Annotated in this window: 15 protein-coding genes; 3 read left to right on the top strand and 12 right to left on the bottom strand. The window is 71.9% G+C overall.

Annotated features, from left to right (window positions below; all coding sequences use genetic code 11):
• The 6 genes from HD594_RS14200 to HD594_RS14175 all read right to left on the bottom strand — a co-directional run bounded on the left by HD594_RS14200 (position 1) and on the right by HD594_RS14175 (position 8,513).
• Complete coding sequence (locus tag HD594_RS14200; protein WP_184751565.1) at positions 1-1,188, bottom strand: cation:proton antiporter; 1,188 nt, start codon at positions 1,186-1,188, stop codon at positions 1-3.
• Positions 1,189-1,198: 10 nt separating this feature from the next.
• Complete coding sequence (locus HD594_RS14195; protein WP_184751564.1) at positions 1,199-2,008, bottom strand: glycosyltransferase family 2 protein; 810 nt, start codon at positions 2,006-2,008, stop codon at positions 1,199-1,201.
• A gap of 32 nt (positions 2,009-2,040) precedes the next feature.
• On the bottom strand, positions 2,041-3,261 hold the full coding sequence (locus HD594_RS14190) for an NAD(P)/FAD-dependent oxidoreductase (protein WP_184751563.1): 1,221 nt from the start codon (positions 3,259-3,261) through the stop codon (positions 2,041-2,043).
• Positions 3,262-3,411: 150 nt separating this feature from the next.
• Positions 3,412-5,544: an RNA polymerase recycling motor ATPase HelR gene (gene helR, locus HD594_RS14185; protein WP_184751562.1), complete on the bottom strand. Its 2,133-nt coding sequence runs from the start codon at positions 5,542-5,544 to the stop codon at positions 3,412-3,414.
• Positions 5,545-5,717: 173 nt separating this feature from the next.
• Positions 5,718-7,313, bottom strand: a complete 1,596-nt coding sequence (locus tag HD594_RS14180) for an AMP-binding protein (protein ID WP_184751561.1) — start codon at positions 7,311-7,313, stop codon at positions 5,718-5,720.
• Between the two features lie 117 nt (positions 7,314-7,430).
• On the bottom strand, positions 7,431-8,513 hold the full coding sequence (locus HD594_RS14175) for a Glu/Leu/Phe/Val dehydrogenase family protein (protein ID WP_184751560.1): 1,083 nt from the start codon (positions 8,511-8,513) through the stop codon (positions 7,431-7,433).
• A gap of 211 nt (positions 8,514-8,724) precedes the next feature.
• Here HD594_RS14175 and HD594_RS14170 point away from each other — a divergent pair, with 211 nt between their 5' ends.
• Positions 8,725-9,105: a VOC family protein gene (locus tag HD594_RS14170; protein ID WP_184751559.1), complete on the top strand. Its 381-nt coding sequence runs from the start codon at positions 8,725-8,727 to the stop codon at positions 9,103-9,105.
• Positions 9,106-9,111: 6 nt separating this feature from the next.
• On the opposite strand, the gene HD594_RS14165 is transcribed toward HD594_RS14170, so the two are convergent.
• A complete protein-coding gene (locus HD594_RS14165) occupies positions 9,112-11,022 on the bottom strand; it encodes a heavy metal translocating P-type ATPase (RefSeq protein WP_221447098.1) in 1,911 nt (636 codons plus the stop codon).
• Between the two features lie 67 nt (positions 11,023-11,089).
• Here HD594_RS14165 and HD594_RS14160 point away from each other — a divergent pair, with 67 nt between their 5' ends.
• On the top strand, positions 11,090-11,566 hold the full coding sequence (locus HD594_RS14160; protein ID WP_184751557.1) for a YbaK/EbsC family protein: 477 nt from the start codon (positions 11,090-11,092) through the stop codon (positions 11,564-11,566).
• A 55-nt stretch (positions 11,567-11,621) separates the two neighbouring features.
• Here the strand turns inward: HD594_RS14160 and HD594_RS14155 are convergent, their stop codons facing one another.
• Complete coding sequence (locus tag HD594_RS14155; protein ID WP_184751556.1) at positions 11,622-15,680, bottom strand: S8 family serine peptidase; 4,059 nt, start codon at positions 15,678-15,680, stop codon at positions 11,622-11,624.
• Between the two features lie 154 nt (positions 15,681-15,834).
• On the opposite strand from HD594_RS14155, the gene HD594_RS14150 reads away from it, so the two are divergent.
• Positions 15,835-16,806, top strand: a complete 972-nt coding sequence (locus HD594_RS14150; protein ID WP_184751555.1) for a helix-turn-helix transcriptional regulator — start codon at positions 15,835-15,837, stop codon at positions 16,804-16,806.
• Positions 16,807-16,815: 9 nt separating this feature from the next.
• Here the strand turns inward: HD594_RS14150 and HD594_RS14145 are convergent, their stop codons facing one another.
• From HD594_RS14145 to HD594_RS14130, 4 genes are all read right to left on the bottom strand, one after another.
• Positions 16,816-17,286, bottom strand: coding sequence for a SixA phosphatase family protein (locus HD594_RS14145; RefSeq protein WP_184751554.1), 471 nt, complete (start codon positions 17,284-17,286; stop codon positions 16,816-16,818).
• A gap of 47 nt (positions 17,287-17,333) precedes the next feature.
• The gene (locus HD594_RS14140; RefSeq protein WP_184751553.1) at positions 17,334-17,696 is read right to left on the bottom strand and encodes a gamma-glutamylcyclotransferase family protein; all 363 of its coding nucleotides are present in this window, start codon (positions 17,694-17,696) and stop codon (positions 17,334-17,336) included.
• Positions 17,697-17,762: 66 nt separating this feature from the next.
• Positions 17,763-18,968, bottom strand: a complete 1,206-nt coding sequence (locus HD594_RS14135; RefSeq protein WP_184752902.1) for a DUF445 domain-containing protein — start codon at positions 18,966-18,968, stop codon at positions 17,763-17,765.
• 62 nt (positions 18,969-19,030) lie between these two features.
• Complete coding sequence (locus HD594_RS14130) at positions 19,031-20,140, bottom strand: acyl-CoA dehydrogenase family protein (RefSeq protein ID WP_184752900.1); 1,110 nt, start codon at positions 20,138-20,140, stop codon at positions 19,031-19,033.
• Between the last annotated feature and the right edge of the window lie 120 nt (positions 20,141-20,260).

Raw genomic sequence — 20,260 nt, 5'->3', positions numbered from 1 at the left:
TCATCCGGTGTCGAGGCGCGCGGCTTCGCGGTCGCGCTGCTCCATGCGCGCGAACCACCGCGCAATGGGCACGTCGGTGGACGAGTGGGCGATGATCGACAGCGAGATCACGACCACGATGATGTGGAACAGGTGCTCGGCGTCCACGATGCCGCTCTCGAGCACGAGCAGGCCGTACAGCACCGAGGCGAAGCCCTTCGGGCCGAACCAGGCGGCGGTGGCCTGCTCCTCCCACGGCAGCTTGCTGCCCAGCAGCGCGATCCACACGGCCACGGGCCGCGCCAGGACCAGCGCCAGCACGGCGTAGACGTAGCCGAGCGCCGAGACGTCGGCGAGCACGGCGGGGGAGATCAGCGCGCCGAACACGAAGAGTGCGAGGAGCTTGACGATCTCGGCCACGTAGTCGCCGAACTCGATGAAGGCGTCGCGCACGGCGGGCATGGTGCTCGCGATCGTCATGCCGGCCGCGAAGGCCGCGAGGTACGGGTTCGCGCCGGTCAGGTGCGCGATGCCGAAGATGAGGCATCCGATCGCCACGGGCGTGAGCGCCGCGTACAGAGGCGTCGAGGAGAGGAATTTGATGCGGACGAGCCCGGCGACCAGCAGCGGCACGACGACGCCGAGCGCGATGCCGCCGACCAGCTCGAGCGCGAGCAGGCCGAAGTCGGTCTGCTCGCCGCTGAGGATCGTCAGGAAGACCAGCACGATCGGCAGCGCCAGGCCGTCGTTGAGTCCGGACTCCACACTCAGCAGGTGCCGCACGCGTCCCGGGATCTCGCCGCGCCCGACGATGGCGCTCGAGAGCACGGGGTCGGTCGGGGCGAGCACGGCGGCGATCAGCAGCGCCTGCGGCCACGACAGCTGCAGCAGGACGACGCCGAGCACAGCCGTGATCGCGAAGGTCAGCGGCATGCCGAGCAGGAGCGCCCGCCCGGGCAGCTTCCACGCCCGCGTCAGGTCCCGCACGGCGATGCGCTGGCCATCGGTGAACAGCACGATGAACAGCGCGAGTTCGGCGATCAGGCTGACCGTCGGGTCGCCCGCCTGGATCGGGATGACATCGGTCACGCCGCTGCCGAGCACGAAGCCGGCGACCAGGAACAGCACGGCCGTGGACAGGACGGTGCGATGGGCGATCCCCGAGATGAGGATCGCCAGCAGCAGGACGACGCCGAACGCGATGGTCACGGTCGCGACACTAGCGCGCTCCGCGCATCGCCCGCCTCTTCGCGCGCAGGATGCGCCGGATCAGCCGCCCGCCGACGATCGCCTTGGTGCGCATCGACGCCGAGCTGCCCAGCACCTCGTCGATGCCGGCGCGCAGCAGGTGCGCCTGCTGGACGGGGTCGTGCGGCCAGCTCTTGCTGAGGCTCTTCTTCGTGTAGTGCTTGTGGCACAGCACCTCGGGAACGCGCACGAAGCCGCCCAGCAGCGACAGGTGCAGCAGCCACGTCCAGTCCGCAGAGTACTCGCCGCTCCTGTTGCGATGGATGCCGCCGGTGCGCTCGTACGCCGCGGTGCGGAACAGGCCCCGGTTGGGCACCCACCAGTCGAACGGGCGATCCGCCATCACTGTGCCGCGGTCGGCGGGCGATTCGACGCCCTCGAGGAGATCGAACGTGTGCGTCCGGACGGTCCCGTCGGTGTCGGCGACCGTCATGTCGCTGAACGCCAGGATCGCCGCGTCGTCGTCCATCAGCGCGCGGGCGAGACGTTCGACGTACGTCGGCTCGACGACGTCGTCGTGGAACGCGAAGAAGCTGAACTCTCCCGAAGCGCGGCTCATGAGATCGTTCGAGTTGCCGAGCCACCCCAGGTTCTCGGGGCGGTGCACGATGCGCACGTCGTCCCTCGTCGCGGCGAACTCCGCGATGATCCGAGGTGTCGCGTCGGTCGACCCGTCGTCGCCGATCAGGATCTCGAGCGCCGGCCACGTCTGCGCCGCGAGACTCTCGAGGGTGCGGCCGATGGTCTCGGCCCCGTTGTACGTGGGGACGATCGCGGTCACGACGGGATGCGTCGCTCCGGGCGGCGCAGGCGTCATCGGCTCTCCATGATCTCAGCGGCCAGCCGCCGGGCCGTCCAGGGCGCGGTCGAGTACTTGCCGGTGTCGACCGACCAGTACGCTCCCCGACGCGAGACGCCGTAGCGGTCGCGCCGGTGCAGGCCCGAGGCGGGATCGGCGAGCGATCCGGTGCCCTCGGCGAACACGTGCCCGCCGCCGATGCGGATCTCCTCGGCGGCGGCGAAGACGTCGTCGATCCAGGGGAGCGCCGTCTCGAGCCCCGCTCGCACGTCGGCGATGAAGGACTCGCGCGCCGCGGCGGTGGGCAGCTCGGGCTCGGCGAGCTCGACCGCCGACCCCTGGGCGACCAGACCCGCCGGGTACCACGACAGATAGAACGACCGCCCGTCGTAGTTCTTGACATCGCCGAACGGTCCGATCGCGACGATGGCGCTGGGCGCGTCGACGGGTTCGCGGGTGCGCACGAACAGCGACCAGCGCACACGGTGGGTCCACGTCGGGGGCAGCTCGAGACCGGCTTCGCGGTCGACGGCGAGCCGGCCGCCCCACAGGGCGTTGACGACGACGTCGTAGCCCTCGCCGAAGCCGGGCTCACCGCGCACCGTCACCTCGGCCCCGTCCGGATCGACGTCGACGCCCGACACGGTGACGCCGGGCACGAAGGCGATCGCGTCGTCCGACAGCACCCGCTCGGCGAGCCGGTCGGCGACCCACCCGGTGTCCACCGAGCGCTCGGGCACGCGGTAGCCGGCCACGACACGGGGCGACGCGATGGCGGACAGCTCGGCCGCGCTGAGCGGCGTGGCGCGTGCTCCGGATACGTCGACCAGGTACCGGTGCGCGTCCGGCTGTTCCCGCACGAGCGCGCTCACCCTGTCGAAGTGGTCGCCTACCGCGGGTGCATCGACGACCGAGTCGCGGTCGATGAGGTACACGTCGTCGCCCCCGGTCGCGTGCGGGGCGAGGTCGGCGTCGAGCAGCTCCGACATGATCGGCGCGAACGCCAGGCCTCCGGGCAGGATGTGGCGAGCCGTGCGCAGCGACGGATCGGCGCCGTACAGGTACCCCAGGTGGATCTTGCCCTCGTTGAACCGGCTGGCCTCCGACATCGGCGCCGCACGTCGGTCGATCACGGTCACGTCGGCGCCGCGGCGGGCGAGTTCGAGTGCGAGGCAGCATCCGGCGATGCCCGCGCCGAGCACGGCGACGCGCCGGGGCGAGGCGCCCGCGCTCACGGCGCGTGCTCGGTGTCGCGCCCCTCGTCGAGCGGGTCGTCGGGGCGGTCGAACGGCAGGCGACCCGAGGACGCATCCGGCACACGCATGGCGCGAGCCTATCGTTCCGGGCGGGCGCGGCCGCGCGCGATCGCGCCGCGGTCCGCGGGATCACGCCGTGCGCGACGAGAGGATCACGAGCTGCTGCGTCGCACGCGTCATCGAGACGTACTCGTCGACCGCTCCGGCGATGCCCGGGCCGAAGGCCTCCGGATCCACGAGCACGACCAGATCGAATTCGAGCCCTTTCGCCGTGACAGGGGTGAGGGATCGCACCCGCGGCCTGCCCGGAAACGACTCGTCGCCGATCACGCACGCGACGCCGTCCGGGTGGGCATCGAGCCATTCCCGCAGCACGGCATCCCGCTCGGCGCGCGCGCCGTGGCGCACGGCCACTCCGCTCTCGCGGATCGACCGCGGGACGTTCGCGTCGGCGATGGCCGCGCGGATCACCGGCGCCGCGGCGTCCATGACCTCCGCGGGCGTCCGGTAGTTCACCCGCAGCGTCGCCTCGCGCACGTGCGGGAGGCCGACGCGCGCGAGGCGCTCGGGCCACGACTCGGTGAACCCGCGCCGCGCCTGCGCGCGGTCGCCGACGATCGTGAAGCTGTGCGACGGGCACCGCGCGATCAGCATCCGCCACTGCGCGTCGGTGAGCTCCTGCGCCTCGTCGACGATGACGTGGGCGAACGGCCCCTCGAGCACGTCGGGGTCGGCGTCCGGCGCGACGGCCTCGTCGACGAGGCTGTTGCGCAGGTCGTCGCCGTCCATCCACCGCAGCAGGGCGACCGACCGGCTCAGCTGCTCGACGACCTCGCCCATGTACTCGCGCTCGGTGGCGAGCCGGGCTTCGCGGCGACGGCGGCGGGCGGATGCCTCGGGGTCGCCGAGCCGCCGCCGCGCGGCATCCAGGAGCGGAAGATCCGACTGCGTCCACGTCGACCCCAGGGGTCGCTGCAGGCGCCGCACGTCATCCGCTCCGAGCCACGGCGCGCAGCGGCGCAGGTAGGCCGGAACCGACCACAGATCCGCGACGAGGTCGGATGCCTCCACGAGCGGCCACGCGCGGGCGAACACGTGGCGGAGCCCCTCATCGCGCGCCAGCGACCGGCGCACCTGGTGCAGGGGCGCGTCGTCGTCGTCGACCTGGTCCAGCAGGATCTCGAGCACGCGGTCCCACACCTGGTCGCGCGCCTCGTTGTGCGCCAGGCCCGGCTCGGCGGACGTGAAGGCCTCGTCCCAATCGTCCGGTGTCAGCACCAGGTCTCCCCACGCCGTCTCGACGACGAGCATGCGCGTGGGCGGCTCCTCGAAGAGCGCGACGGCCGGTTCGATCGCCTCGACCATCCGCACGTCGGCCTTCAGGCGCGCCGCACCCGGGTCGGCCTCGAGCCCGGCATCCCGCCCCTCGGGGACGAGGTCGCGCACGGTGCACGTCCGCACGCTCTCCTCGCCGAGGCTCGGCAGGACGTCGGCGACGTACGCGAGATAGCCCTCGTGCGGTCCGACGAACAGGACGCCGCCGCGCCCTTCGCCCAGATGCGGATCGGCGTACAGCAGGTAGGCGGCGCGGTGCAGCGCCACGACGGTCTTGCCGGTGCCGGGCCCGCCGTCGACCACGAGCGCTCCGGCCGAGCCGGCGCGGACGATCGCATCCTGGTCGGCCTGGATGGTGCTCAGCACATCCCGCATGCGCGGCGAGCGGGAGGCGCCGAGGCTCGCGATGAACGCCGACTCGGCGTCGAGCGCGACGTCGGTCTCGAGTCCCTCGGCGGTGAAGACCTCGTCCCAGTAGTCCCGGATCCGCCCGCCGGCCCACCGGTAGCGCCGTCTGCTCGTCAGACCCATCGGGTTCGAGTAGGTCGCCGCGAAGTACGGCTCGGCCGCCGGGGTGCGCCAATCGACGAGGAGCCGCCCGCCGTCGTCGTCGGTCAGCCCGAATCGCCCGATATAGAGCGGCTCGCCGTCCTCGGGCGCGATGCGTCCCAGGCACAGGTCCAGCCCGAAACGGCCCAGTGCCCGCAGGCGCGCACTGAGCCGGTGGATCTCGAGATCCCGCTCCAGCGCCTGCTGTCCGCTGCCGCCGGGGGCGCGTCGCACGGCGTCGAGGCGGTCGGAGAGCCGCGCCGTCTGGCGCGTCAGCGCGTCGGCGACGCGTGCGAACTGCCGCTCGTCTGCGTCGATCATGGCGGGGGCGGCTTTGGCCGCCAGGTCCGGCGGCAGATCGAAGGCGGTGGGGGTCATTCCACTCCGGTCTCGACGCGCTCGGGGCGGCGGCCCCGATTTCGATCGCGACGAGTGATTATTCATCGCGACGGGGGTCTTGCCGCAAGGCCCCCCTCCTCTGGGACAATGGAGAGGGAACAGAAGAGCGGATGCGGCCGATGGCCGGCATCCGCTCTTCTCGTCGGTTCGGGTCAGTGGACCGGTGCGTGATCCCGGGCGCGCAGGTCCTTGCGGAGGATCTTGCCCGACGTCGACTTGGGGATCGCCTCGATGAACTCCACGCGACGCACCTTCTTGTAGGGCGCGACGTGCTCGGCGACGAACGCCATGACATCCTCGGCGGTCAGGCCCGAGTCGGGCGCTGCGACGACGAAGGCCTTCGGGATCTCCTGCTTCTCCTCGTCGAGGACGCCGATGACGGCGGCATCCATCACCTTCGGGTGGCTCAGCAGCAGCGCCTCGAGCTCGGCGGGGGCGATCTGGTAGCCCTTGTACTTGATGAGCTCCTTGAGGCGGTCGACGATCGAGAACCAGCCGCCCTCGTGGTAGACCGCGACGTCGCCGGTGTGCAGGAACCCGTCGGCGTCGATCGTGTCGGCGGTCGCTTCAGGCTTGTCGAGGTAGCCCAGCATGATGTTCGGGCCCTTCACCCACAGCTCGCCCGGCCGTGTGACGCCGTCCTCGCCGACCTCGGTGATCTCCTCGCCGGTCTCGGGGTCGATGAGCTTGACGACCTCGTTCGCGAGCACGACGCCGGCGGAGGAGGCGGGGATGTCGGGACGGTCGAACGGGATGACGAGGGCGGCGGGACTCGTCTCGCTCAGGCCGTAGCCCTGCACGACGTGCGCGTTGATGCGCGTGGCGGCCAGCTCCGCCGTCTCGCCGTCGAGGGGCGCGGCGCCGGAGAAGAGGGTGCGCACGCTCGAGATGTCGAACTCGTCGACGATCGGGTGCTTGGCCAGCGCCACGGCGATCGGCGGGGCGATGTAGAGGTAGGTGCAGCTGTGGGTCTGGATGAGACGCAGGAACTCGACCAGGTCGAACTTCGGCATCGTCACCATGCTCGCGCGGCGCTGCAGCGCGAGGTTCAGGAGCACGGTCATCCCGTAGATGTGGAAGAACGGCAGCACGGCGAGCACACGGTCGTCGGCGGTGAGGTCGATGACGTCGCGGCACTGCTGGACGTTGGCGACGAGGTTCCGGTGCGTGAGCATGACGCCCTTGGGGATGCCGGTCGTGCCCGACGAGTAGGGCATGACCGCGAGGTGCGTCGCCGGGTCGAAGCTCACCTCGGGGGGAGCCGAGCCCTCGGTCAGCAGCTCGCGCAGATTCGGGTGCCCGGGCGCGCCGTCGAGGACGATGAGGCGGTTGTGGGGGATGCCGACCGCCGTGGCGGCGGCGACGGCCTGGGGGAGCAGCGGGCTGACGGTGACGAACCACGTCGCGCCCGCATCCCGCAGCTGCTTCTCGATCTCGCCGGCGGTGGAGAGCGAGTTGACGGTGGTGACCGTCGCGCCCGCGCGGAGGGCGCCGTGGAAGACCGTCGCGAACGCGGGGATGTTGGGGCAGAGGACCGCGACCGTGGTGCCGAGCACGACGCCGCGGGCGGCGAGCGCGCCGGCGAACGCGTCGACCTGCCCCTTGAGTGCGCCGTACGTCGTCTCGGCGCCGGTCGCCGGGTCGATCATCGCGACCGTGGCGAGGTCTTCGGAGGTGAGTCCGCCGAACAGGTAGTCGTAGATGCTGACGTTCGGGATGTCCACATCGGGGAACGGGCTGGTGAACACGAGACTTCTCCCTTGACTCTTCGTGTGTCGGCGACCGGCGGCTCCGCCGGTCGCCGTCCATCCTGCCACGGTGGGATCGAGTTCCGTATGGGATGGGACTCGGTCCACGGCAGACGCTCAGCCGGCGAGCGCTCCCTCGGGAGTCCCCGCGCCGGACGAGAGGCGCTCGGCGGCGAGTTCTTCGGCCGCGGTCAGCGGCGTGACTCCGCGACGCTCGGACTCGTCGTAGATGCGGCGCAGCGTGTCGCCGATGCCGCCCACGCGCGCCATGATCTCGCTGCGGGTCCCCAGGCGCTTGGCCTCGAGGTCGAGGTAGATCACGCCGCCGGCGTTGACGACGAAGTCGGGCGCGTACAGGATGCCGCGGTCGGCGAGACGCTGAGCGCCGGCGTGCTCGGCGAGCGGGTTGTTGGCCGGGCCGCACACGGCGCGCGTGTCGAGGGCGTCGATCACGCCGTCGGTGAGGAGTCCGCCGATGCCGGCCGGGACGAACACGTCCGACGGTGCGAGATGCTCGGTGCCGGGCAGTGCCCATTCGGCGCCGAGCTCGAGCGCGAGGTCGCGCTTGACGGCGTTGACGTCGGTCACGGTCAGGCGGGCCCCCTCTGCGGCGAGACGCACGGCGAGGCGGCTGCCGACCTGGCCCAGGCCCGAGATGGTGACGCGGCGGCCCTCGACCTCGGGCGAGCCGGTCACCCGCTCGAGCGTCGCCCGCAGCGACTCGTACACGCCGAGGCTGGTCGGGCCCGCGGGCTCGCCGGAACCGCCGACCGCGTCGGGCAGACCCACGACGTGCTCGGTGCGCTCGCTCACGACGAGCATGTCCTCCGTCGTCGACCCCACGTCCTCCGCGGTCCGGTACAGGCCGTGCATGGACTCCACGGCGTCGCCGAGGTCGAGGAACGCGGCGCGGCGGCGCTCGGCGTCCAGCACCGTGCCCGGCTCCAGACCGATGACGGCCTTGCCGCCGCCGGCGTCGAGCCCCGCGGCGGCGTTCTTCAGGGTCATCGCGGCCGAGAGCCGCAGCGCGTCGCCGAGGGCGTCGCTCCAGTGCGGGTAGGTCCACAGCCGCGCGCCGCCGAGGGCGGAGCCGAGGACCGAGGAGTGCAGCGCGACGGCGATGAACAGTCCACTGCGTCGGCCTGTGATCACCTCCACGCGCTCGTGGGTGAAATCGGGCAGGGGCAGGGTGTGCGTCATCGCGGTCTTCCTTCGGCCGGCCTTGTGGGCTGAGCTCTGTGCGGATGCCGCGGCTGTGCGGCGTCCGTGAACATTCTGCCTCACGAGCGGGTGAGAAGGCATGCACTCGGAGCGGATTGGGAGCCCGCGGGCACGCACACCCCCTGCCGCGGCACGCGCGCGCGGAGTACCGTCGGCCCTGGAGGGGGGGAAGACAGAAAGGGAGGCAGTCATGTTCGAAGGAGCACAGGGCTGGGCCATCATCGCCGCCGGGGATCTGGCGCGCGCACGGGAGTTCTACGAGGGCGTGCTGGGGCTCACGCCGACGGAGGAGCAGGCCGGCGACGGCAGCGTCGTCTACGACGTCGGAGGCACCCCGCTGCTGGTGTACGAGACGAGCTTCGCGGGCACCGCGCAGAACACCGTGTTCGGAATCGGCACGAAGGACCTCGACGGCGACATGGCCGCGCTGCGTGAGAAGGGAGTCTCCTTCGCGGAGTACGACTTCGCGGAGCTGACGACGGTGAACGGCGTCGCCGAGCTCGAAGCCGGGCGCACGGCGTGGTTCACCGACAGCGAGGGCAACATCCTCGCCCTCGTCGAGCAGAGCTGACGACGTTCAGCCCGACGTCTGCGCCGGGGTCGCCGGGACGGATCCCTCCGGCCCGGCCACGGCCGGCAACGTGACCGCCGGTCCGGTCAGCGCGCGCAGCGCGTAGAGGATCGCCGCGAGGTCGACGAACTCCTGCGTGAGCGCGCCCGCGACCGCCGGGATCAGCCCGGTCGTCGCGATCAGCATGAGCCCGATGCTCAGTCCGATGCCGATCCAGATCGCCGCGAACGCCACCCGCAGCGTGTGCCGGCCGATGGCCACGGCATCGGCGACCTTGGCCAGCGAGTCCTGGAGGATGACGGCGGACGCGGCGTCCCCGGCTGCGGTCGCGCCCTTGGCGCCCATCGCGATGCCGACGTCGGCCGCCGCGAGCACCGGAGCGTCGTTGACGCCGTCGCCCACCATGAGGACGGGCCGCGGTCGCAGCTGCGCCGCCAGCAGGACCTTCTGGCCCGGCAGGAGCTCGGCCCGGACGTCGTCGATGCCGACGGAGCGACCGATCGCCTCGGCGGTCGGGTGCGCGTCGCCGGTGAGCATCGTGACGCGCTCGACGTCGTGCTCGCGCAGCCACGCCACGACCGACGCCGTCTCCGGCCGCGGATCGTCCGCGAGGACGAGCGCGCCGGCGAAGCGCCCGTCGACGGCGACGTACGCCGCCGCCTGCCCGGGCTCGAGGCTCAGCCGCTCGGTGTCGGGGGCGAGAGAGGCGACGTAGGCGGGCTTTCCCACGACGACCGTGCGCCCGTCGATGACGGCCGTGACGCCGTTGGTGGCCGCTTCTCGCGCTTCGGTCGCGGCCGAGACGACGATGCCGCGATCGGCGGCCGCGCGGCGGATGCCCTCGGCGAGCACGTGACTGGAGTACTGCTCGGCGGCCGCGGCGAGACCGAGCACCTCATCGGGGTCGAAGCCGTCGGCGGGGCGCACGTCGACGAGGTCCGGGCGCCCCTCGGTGAGCGTGCCGGTCTTGTCGAACGCCGCCGACCTCACCCGCGCGAGCTGTTCGATGACGGCGCCGCCCTTGATGATGACGCCCGCCTTCGCGGCGCGCGAGAGCCCGCCGAGGAAAGCCACGGGCGCGGCGATCAGCAGCGGGCAGGGCGTGGCGAGCACGAGCACCTCGGCGAAGCGCGTCGGGTCGCCCGACAGACCCCAGGCGGCGCCGGCGATCGCCAGCGACGCGGCGGTGAAGGGGATCGCGAACCGGTCGGCCAGGCGCACGACCGGTGCGCGGGACTCCTGCGCTTCGCGCACCAGAGCGACGATCTGCTGGTACTGGCTGTCGGCGCTGCGGCGCAGGGCGCGCACGCGCACCGCGCGCTGGCCGTTGACGGCTCCCGACAGCACCTCCTCGCCCGCGGTGCGCGTCACGGGCATGCTCTCTCCCGTGATCGACGACTCGTCGAAGCTCCCCGCCTCGGTGAGCAGCTCGGCGTCCACGGGGACGATCTCGGCGGGGCGCACGAGCAGGACGTCGCCGACAGCGACGTCGTCGGCGGGGACGTCGCGAACCTGATCGGAGTCCACCGCGTCCGGGTGCTCGATGACGTGGGCGATGCGCGGCGAGCGGTCGAGCAGCGCCGTGAGCTCGCGCGTCGCGCGGCGGCCGGCGTAGTCCTCCAGCGCCTCGCCGCCCGACAGCATCAGCACGATGATGAGCGATGCGATGTACTCGCCGACCGCAAGGGTCGACACCATCGCGATCACCGCGAGGACGTCCAGCCCCACATGCCCGCGTACGACGTCGCGCACCATCCCGATGATCGTCCACACGACGAACCCCGCGACGTACACCACGGCGAGCCACGTGCTCGCCGTGGGCATGTCGGCCGCCTGCAGCGAGAACACGACGATCCCGACCAGGACCGTCGCGCCGATCACCGGATACCGCGCGATCGCGCGGAGCGCTCTGTTCACGCACCCCACCCTGCCGCGGGCGCGGCGCCGTGCCAACCGGCGAAGGTCCCGTCGATATCGTGGACGCGTGACCGCGCATCTTCCCGCCCGCAGCCGCCTCGTCCACGACTCCCTCCGCGCCGCAGGGATCGCGGGCGACATCGTCGTTCTCCCGGATGCCGCCTCGACGGCCGCCCTCGCGGCCCAGGCGCTGGGGGTCGAGGTCGGCGCGATCGCGAACAGCCTCGTCTTCTGGTCCGACGGCGCACCGCTGCTGGTCATGACCAGCGGCGCGCACCGCGTCGACACCGCCGCGCTCGCGGCGCGCCTCGGGCGAGAGAGCATCAAGCGGGCGAGCGCCGACCAGGTCCGCGAGGCGACCGGACAGGCGATCGGCGGGGTCGCGCCCACGGGGCATCCGGCGCCGCTGGTCACGATCGTCGACGAGGACCTCGCCGGTCACCCCGAGATCTGGGCAGCCGGAGGCACCCCGCACACGGTCTTCGCGCTCACGTTCGAGGAACTCGTGCGCGTCACCGGCGGCACCGTCGCGAAGGTCGACTGACAGACGACGACGGGGCCCGGGCGAGAGCCCGGACCCCGTCGAGTCGGTCAGCGCGTCAGCCGGCGAAGGCCGCGAGCACCTCGTCGAGCGTGATGCCCTTGTGCTTCACCTTCGGGGTGGGCACGGTGTCGGCCGTCGGGTTGCGCACGAGGAAGTTCAGCTCCACGAACGCGAGGTCGGCGGCGTCGACGGTGCCGTCGGCGTTGATGTCGGCGGCGCGGGTGTCGGTTCCCTTCGCGTCGCGGATCGCGATCGCGTCGAGGATGTCGACCACGTCATCGCCGTTGACGTCACCGGCGGCCAGCTGGGCGACGAAGGTCGCGACGGCTCCGATGGGCTCGCCGTCGGATCCTTCCGTCGACAGCATGAGCGGCTGGTGCCACGTGAGGTGACCGGGCACCGAAACCTCGAGCTGCCACGCATCGTCGAACAGCTCGAGTCCGCCGGCTTCGATCCCGCCGCGCGCACCGACCTGCACGGTCTCGACCGTGCCGTCCGGGGCGGTCAGCGTGGCCTCGGCCCCGACCGTCGAGTGGTCGAGCTCGGGGTCGGGCTGGCCCGCCGCCGTCAGCAGGCCCTGCGCGTAGAACCCGCCCGAAGCGATGCCGTGCGATGCCAGCACCGCCACGGTGTCGAACGCGCGCTGCATCGAGACGCCGCGACCGAGGTCGTTCTTGACGTACGTGCTCACGTTGAGGAAGCCGGTGCTCTCGGCGGCGACGGTGTCGGGCACGTCGAAGACCAGGTCCACCAGCGGCAGGTCGTCTCCGGTGTACTCCTTCTCGCCGTCGAAGACGACCTTCTGCTCCCAGCGCCACGCGTTCGCGCTCGTCTGCGTCACCGTGGGCTCGCCGTCGAGGCGGCCGTACTCGGCGAACGCCTCCTGCGCCACGGCGCGGATGTCCGTCGTGTCGCGCTCGTTGAAATACGCCTGGATCGTCATCGTGGCGAACTGCGAGGCGTTGTTCGTCGAGAACGACGTCGTCACGGTGTCGCCGGGGCGCGCGGTCTTCTGATCGGCAGTGCCGACGACGTACGACTGCGTGTCCTTGAACCACCAGGTCTCGACGCGATCGCCGATGTTGCCGGCGGCGTCCATTCCCAGGAAGCGGTGCGACTGCACGGGGCTGAAGTTCAGCGAGACGGGCTCGGTGAACGCGCCCGACGCGTCCGGGCTGATCGCCTTGATCGGGTTGATCGAGAACGAGAAGAACTGGACGCTGTTGTCGGACTGGTCGATGTCGATCCCGGCGGCGCGGATCTCGTCCACCTCGCCGTCGACGACGGTTCCGGACAGTTCGAACGACGACTGCCCGTTCGCGAACTCGTTGACGCTGTCGGTGCCGGTGACGGTGCCCTCGCCGAAGTTCGTCGTGAACACCGGGGCGGTGTTGTCGACGTAGAAGCGCTCGACGGCCGACGAGAAGGTCGTGCCCGCGTCGTCGGTGCCGACCGCGCGCAGCGCGTGAAGACCCGGCTCGACGGTGGCCGCCTTGTGGCCGACGGGGAAGTCCTTGTCGCCGGTCAGGGGCAGGTAGTCGCCGTACCACGCGAACGCGCCGTAGCGCAGCCCGTCCTTCATGAGCGTCGCATCGATGCCGCCGAGGTAGCCGATGTCCTCACCGGACTCGGCGTCCACGAGGAACAGGTCGAGCGTGCGCGAGGGCGTGGCCACGCCCAGCGAGAACTTCAGAGCCGGGTCGTAGGCGTCGGCCGAGGTCGACATGACGGGCTTGATCATCGTGAAGTCCGAGATCTCGGCGTCGTCGACGCGGAAGCCCAGCGGCAGGCGCAGCGCCTCCTCGTCGTCCTGCGACACCGTGACGAAGGCCCCGTAGGTGCCGTCGGCGGCGCCGGCGGGCACGGTGAGGGTCAGCTTGACCTTCTTGGTGGCGCCGGGGGCGACCTTGACGACGTCCTGCACCTTCACCTCGGCGCCGGATGCGGCGAAGTCCGCGGTGCCGGCGCCGTGCTCGGTGTCGAGGGCCAGCGTGTACGTCGCGGACTTCGCGGCGCGGTTGGTGATCGCGACCGTCTTGGTGACGGTCGTGGTCTCGGTCGAGGGGATCATCCCCATCGACAGCGCACCGGTGATGTCATCGATCTGCGTGCTCTGTCCGCGCTGCTCGGCGACCCACAGGTCGTCCATCACCTGGGCGTCGACGGTGCCGTGGACGGCCTGGCGCGGGTCGACCTGACCGGCCCCTGACTCGAAGACGCCCGAGTCGTCGCGCAGTTCGTCGGCGGTGTTCATCAGACGCGTCTTGACGTCGGCCGGCGCGAGCGACGGGTCGTGCTCGAGGATGAGGGCGGCCAGGCCCGCGACGAACGGCGTCGCCATCGAGGTGCCCGACATCCGCGCGTAGGCCTCGTCGTACGAGATGTCGGCCTTCGGGTCGATCTCCCACGTGGGGACGCTCGACATCACCGAGACGCCGGGGGCGGTGACCTCGGGCTTGATGTCGGTCGTTCCGTTGGCGGGGCCGCGCGAGCTGAAGCTCGCGAGGGTGTCGGCCTCGGTGGTGGCCGTGACGAACTCGCCGAACGTCACCTCGGCGGCGCCGGCGGACATCGCCTCGCGCAGCGCGGCGCCGTCGGGGGCGCTCACGCTGAACGCGGGGACATAGAGGTCATCCTCGCCCAGGTAGTACTGGATGTGGCCCTCGGGGCGGTTGTTGACGACGATCGCGCCGATCGCGCCGCGCTGACGCGCGTACGAGATCATCTCGGTGAAGGTCACGGCGCCGCGCTCGATGACGACGATCGCCCCCTTCGGGTTCTTGCCGCTGTAGCCGCGCCATGTGCCGTCGCCCACGTCGACGAGCGGGTGGGTGCTGCCCGCGAGGTCGGTGACAGACGCGTCGTCGCGCTTCTGCGCGAGCAGGCGCAGGTCCGCGGCAGACTCGCCGACGGTCGCATCGGTCGTCGCCAGCTGCAGCGGGCTGTCGTTCGCGCCGACGGTGATGGCCAGGGCCGACGTGCCGGGGGAGCCCAGCGTCGCCGCGCCCCCGTCGCCGTCGTTGCCGGCGGCGATGACGGTCGTCACGCCCGCGAGCGTGAGGTTGTCGGCCGCGATGCTCAGCGGCGACAGGTGGTCGTTGTACGAGCCGCCGAGCGACATGTTCACCACGTCCATGCCGTCGGCGAGCGCGTGCTCCATGCCCTCGAGGATGTCCTCGGTGAAGCCCGAGCCGTAGGGCCCGAGCACGCGGTAGCCGTAGATGTCGGCCTCGGGGGCGACACCCCACGCGGCGCGTCCGCCGAACTCGTCCTGACCGGCGATGATGCCGGCCACGTGCGTGCCGTGGCTGGTGTAGTAGGTCGAGCCGGAGTACTTCTCGCTCTTGCCGCTGGCCTTCCAGTCGGCGTACGTCGTCTCCATCGGGTCGTCGTCGCCGTCGACGGCGTCGTAGCCGCCGGCGTAGACGTCTGCGAGGGCCGGGTGGTTGTAGTCGATGCCCGTGTCGAGGACGCCGATCTTGATGCCGGCGCCGGTGATGCCCGCCTCGTGCAGAGCGGCGACCTCGTCGTAGGTGACGCCGCCGCCGGTCAGCGGGGCGTCCTCGCCGGTCTCGGGCTCGGTGAGCACGATGACCTCGTTCGGCCACACCGACGCGACATCGGGGGAGTCCAGCAGCGCGGCGATGTCGGTGCCCGCGACGGTCATCGCCACGGCGTTGATCGAGCCGCCGAAGCGCTTCTCGATGCCCTTCGCCAGACCCTGCGCCTTCGCGAACGTCTCGAAGCGAGACTGCGACGCGCTGACGGCCTTCTCGGCGTCGGATGCCGACAGGCTCTCGCCGGCGGCGGCCGCGATCGCCCGTGCGGTCTGGGCGACCGGCTGGCGCAGCACGACGATGACGTCCTGCGCCGCGCTCGAGTCGAGGTCGACACCGTCGGCGACGTGCACCTCGTCGGGTGCGGTCAGCGAGATGGCCGACGCGAGGGCCTGACGCTCGGCGGCGGAGGTGCCGGCGATCACGCCTTCGGCGTCGGCCGCCTGCGCGGCCAGCGCGGGAGCCGGCACGAGCAGCGAGCCGACGAGCGTCGCGGCGACGGCCGTGCAGACGGCTGCCCGGCGGCCGGCGCGGCGCGGGGAGGAGGGTGAGGACATGGAGGGACCTTCGTGTTGAGACGAGCGGGGACGGTGGTGCTGGCATAACAGTGCCAAACCACCGGGAGGGGTACCCTGACGTAAAGACGACATGGCTACTTCTCGTCGCCGGATCGGTCGGATTCGCGCGCCGTGCTCGCCGATAGTGGAGGACGTGATGGGACTGGACGTGCTGGGACTCGGCGTGATCGAGCATCGCGTCTACGAGCACCTGGTGCGCCACCGGGCCACCCCGGCGGACCGGCTCGCCGCCGATCTCGGGCTGCGCGCGACCGACGTCGGAGCCGCGGTCTCGGCGCTGACGGCGCTCGGGCTCGTCGCCCGCGACGGCGTCGACTCCGAACGGCTCGTCGCCGCCCCGCCGGACGTGGGGCTCGGCGCCCTGATCCTGCAGCACGAGGATCGCCTCCGTCAGGCGGAGTCCGAGATGCTGCTGCTCGAACGGCTCTATCGCGACGCGGGTTCGGGCGAGGCGGATGTCGTCGACGTCGTGCGCGGCACCGAGGCCGTCCGTCATCGGTTCAACCAGCTGCAGCGCGGCGCGCGCCACGAGGTCCTGCTGTTCGTCAAGGGCGACGCCGTGGCCGTCGACCGCGACGAGAACGTCGAGGAGGAGGTCGCGATCGCCCGCGGCATCCGCTATCGCTACGTGCTCGAGCGCGCGCGGCTCGAGGCGCCGGGAGTCATCGAGGCGGCGCGCGAGGCGATCGCGGCGGGCCTCGACGTGCGCGTCGCCGGTGAGCTGCCCACCCGCATGCTCGTCGTCGACCGCACGGTGGCGATGGTGCCGCTGGCCACGGGCGGCGAGGACCAGTCGTCGGGAGCCCTGCTGCTGCACGCGGGCGGACTCGTCGACCTCGCGCTGAGCCTGTTCGAGCGCACCTGGGCGTCGGCGTCGCACCTGGTCGCCGCCGGCGACGGCGCGATCGACGAGGTCGAGCTCGACGACGAAGAGCGAGAGGTGCTCGCGCTCCTCGACGCCGGCCTCACCGACCGCGCCATCGGGCTGCGCACCGGCATGTCGGTGCGCACCGTGCAGCGGCGCGTGCGCGACCTCATGGACCGCGCCGACGTCGACACGCGACTGCAGCTGGGCGTCGCCGCCGTCCGGCGCGGCTGGCTCTGAGCGCGCGCGTCAGCGCGGGGTGTCGAAGGTCCAGTCGACGGGGTCGATCGCGTCCACGACCGCCCAGTCGTCGGCGTCCCACGTGAAGGTCGCCACCGCGCACGTCGGCATGTGCCCGATGCGCTCGCGGGACAGATGCCCCGCGAGCACGGTCATGCCCGGATCGTGCGCGACCAGCAGCACCGAGCTGTGGCCGCTGTCCGCCGCGAACGCGAGCAGCGTCGGCGCGCTCGCGCCGTAGAGCCCCGCCGCCTCGGTGACGGGCGTGGCGAGCGCCTCCGAGAAGGCCTCGGCGGTGGTGCGGGCGCGCACCGCCGTGCTCGAGAGGATCATGCCGGGCCGGAAGCCTGTGTCGGCCAGCATCCGGGCCATGCGCGGGGCGTCGCGACGCCCGCGGGGGTTGAGCGGCCGATCGTGGTCGTCGAGGTGCGGGTCGCCCCAATCGGACTTGGCGTGACGCACCAGTGCGAGGCGGATCACGACGCCACCGCCTTTCCGTCGTCGTGTGAGAGGGTCACTCCTCGACGCTACCGCCGCGGGAGCGCGTCGCCGACGAAGACCCACGCTCCGCGACCGCTCGCGAGGGTGACGGGGACGCGGTGGAACAGGGGTGCCTCGTGCTCGTCGCATGCGTCGAGCTCGTCATCGGTGAGCGGCAGCACGCGCCCGATGACCTTGTCGCGCGGGTTGCCGGTGGCGCGGACGAACGGATGCCTCGACGGCGTGGCGTCGTCGAGGTCGCGATGGTCTTCGAACGCCACGACGTCGACCGTGTAGCCGGCGAGCACATCGTCCTCGCCCGGCACGACGTGCCCGAGCGTGTCGAGCTGCACGCCCGGCTCGCACAGGGAGTCGCAGCTGAACAGCAGTGTTCCGGGGGTCTCGCCCACAGCGAAAGGGTACGACGCGGACCGAGGTTTCCGGGAGGGGTCCGGACTGAGGTTTCGCCGGGAGTCTCAGCCCAGCAGCGCGTGCGCGATCGAGAACACCGCCAGACCCGCGAGCGCCCCGACGATCGTGCCGTTGAGCCGGATGTACTGCAGGTCGCGGCCCACCATGAGCTCGATCTTCTCCGTCGTCTCGTCGGGGTCCCACCGTTCGACGGTGTCGGTGATGAGCGACGCGATGTCGTGCCGGTAGCGCTCGACGAGGAACACCGCGGCGTCGACGACCCACGTGTCGACGCGGTGCTGGGCGGCGGCATCCGTCGTCAGGCGCACGCCGAGATCCGACACCGCATCGGCCGCACGGGCCCGCAGCGCGCTGCCCGGATCCTCGAGAGCCGACAGCAGGCCCGACTTGGCGGTGTTCCACGCCTCGGCGGCGAGCTCGCGCACGCGCGGGCTGTCGAACACCGACTCCTTGGCGTCCTCGAAGCGCCCGATCGTCGACGGGTCGTGCTGCAGGTTCGTGGCGAGTCGCTCGAGGTAGCCGTCGAGCGCGAGGCGGGCGGGGTGCCGCGGGTCGGCCTGCACCGCGGCGACGAAGCGGACCGCCTCGGTGTAGACGGTCTCGTCCACGAGCCGCGCGGCGATCGAGGGGACCCACGCCGGCAGGCGGCGCGAGACCAGCCCCGCGAAGGCGGCGCGGTTGGCGTTCAGCCACGCCGCGATCGTGTCGACGCCGAGGTCCACCGCCTCGTGGTGGGCGCCCGAGGCGAGGATGCGCGAGAGCCACTCGCCCAGCGGCGGCCCCCACTCCGGCGCGATGAGGTGCTCGCGGGCCAGCTGCTCGATGATCCCCTGCACGTCGTCGTCGCTGAGGGCGCGCAGCACCCCGGCCGCGACGGCCGACCCCTCGACGACGACGCGCTCGGCGTGCTCGGGCTCGGTGAGCCATTCGCCGAGCCGTGCCGCGATCGGCGTCGCCTCGAGCCGCCGGCGCACGACGTCGCCGCGCAGGAACTCGGTCTCGACGAAGTCGCCCAGCGTCTGGCCGATCTCGTCCTTGCGCCGCGGGATGATCGCGGTGTGGGGGATGGGGATGCCGAACGGATGCCGGAACAGCGCCGTCACGGCGAACCAGTCCGCGAGCGCCCCCACCATGCCTCCCTCGGCGGCGGCGCGCACATAGGCCAGCCACGGGACGCTGCGCTCGAACGCGAACGCGACGGCGAACACGACCGCCATGCCGATGAGCGCTCCGAGCGCCACCGCCTTCATGACCCGCAGGCCGCGGAGCCGCTCGCGGTCGGCCGGGCTCAGCAGGTGCGGCGCCGTGCGCTTCACGGCTCGAGCGGGCCGAGCCACGCGGTGGCGACGGTCGAATGCGCCGACTCGGGGTCGGATGGATGGAACAGTCCCGCCAGGACGTCGCGATACAGGCGGCTGAGCTCGCTGGAGGCGAAGTACGACGAACCGCCGGCGACGAGCACGGCCTCATCGACGATCTGCTTGGCGGCCGTCACGGCACGGTGCTTCAGACCGCTCAGCAGCGAGAACCAGCGGGGGCCGTGGTCGGCGCGCTCGTCGACGTCCCGGGCGATCGCGGCGATCTGCGGGGGAAGGGCGTCGTAGGCGAGCGCCATGTCGGCGATGCGCCAGCGGATGTCGGGATCCTGGCCGTACGTCCGGCCGGTGCGCTTGGAGGTGCGCCGCGCCGCGGTGTCGACGGCGACGTCCAGCGCACGGCGGGCGATGCCGGTGTAGACCGAGGCCAGCAGGATCTCGAAGACGCTGAAGATGCCGAACACGATGGGATCCGGATTCGGCCCCGGCGCGATGCGGCGCACGACGCGTTCCGGCGGGGCCACGGCTCCGTGCAGCTCGGTGGTGCGCGACTGCGTGCCGCGCATGCCGAGCGTGTCCCAGTCGTCGCGCATGCGCACGGCATCCGAGCGCGGCACGAACGCGTAGACCATCTGCGGCGCATCGGGGCTCGTGGTGTCGAGACCGTGCAGTCCCAGCTGCGTCCACACCGGCGCGAGGGACGTGAAGATCTTGGTGCCGGTGAACGCGTAGCCCCCGTCGTCCTGCGGCGCGGCATCCGTATCGCTGCCGAACAGCACCAGGTCGTTGCCGGCCTCGCTGATGCCGAAGGCGAACACCTCGCCCGCCGCGGCGCCCTCCTGCACGAAGCGGAGCGCCTCGATGCCGCGGTCCGAGAGCACCTTCGCGACCCCGGTCCACACCAGATGCATGTTGACCGCGAGCGCGGTCGCGGGGGCCGCCCCGGCGAGGCGCTGCTGCAGCTCCGCCGCCTGGACGAGGCTGAGGCCCGCGCCGCCGAGCGCCTCGGGCACGAGGATCGCGAGATACCCCGCCGCCCGCAGGTCCTCCAGATCGGCCTCGGGGAAGACGTTGTCGCGGTCGTAGTCGGCCGCGCGCGCACGCATGCGCTCGAGGAGGTCCGCCGGCAGATGGATGCTGGGGTCGAACGATGATGCCGTCACATGCCCATTCTGCTCGCCGCCGGCGCCGCGGGCGTCGCGCTGCGCGGCACGTCGCGGGGCCAA

Source organism: Microbacterium thalassium, assembly GCF_014208045.1.
Taxonomy (GTDB): domain Bacteria; phylum Actinomycetota; class Actinomycetes; order Actinomycetales; family Microbacteriaceae; genus Microbacterium; species Microbacterium thalassium.
The sequence above is the reverse complement of the archived record's forward strand: the minus strand, read 5'-3'. Positions and strand labels throughout refer to the sequence as shown.

What these genes read in the sequence shown, in the direction of transcription:
- helR (WP_184751562.1), bottom strand. Translation starts at nt 5,544, where the DNA reads ATGACCCCCACCGCCTTCGATCTGCCGCCGGACCTGGCGGCCAAAGCC.
- HD594_RS14175 (WP_184751560.1), bottom strand. Translation starts at nt 8,513, where the DNA reads ATGACGCACACCCTGCCCCTGCCCGATTTCACCCACGAGCGCGTGGAG.
- HD594_RS14170 (WP_184751559.1), top strand. Translation starts at nt 8,725, where the DNA reads ATGTTCGAAGGAGCACAGGGCTGGGCCATCATCGCCGCCGGGGATCTG.
- HD594_RS14155 (WP_184751556.1), bottom strand. Translation starts at nt 15,680, where the DNA reads ATGTCCTCACCCTCCTCCCCGCGCCGCGCCGGCCGCCGGGCAGCCGTC.
- HD594_RS14135 (WP_184752902.1), bottom strand. Translation starts at nt 18,968, where the DNA reads ATGAAGGCGGTGGCGCTCGGAGCGCTCATCGGCATGGCGGTCGTGTTC.
- HD594_RS14130 (WP_184752900.1), bottom strand. Translation starts at nt 20,140, where the DNA reads ATGCGTGCGCGCGCGGCCGACTACGACCGCGACAACGTCTTCCCCGAG.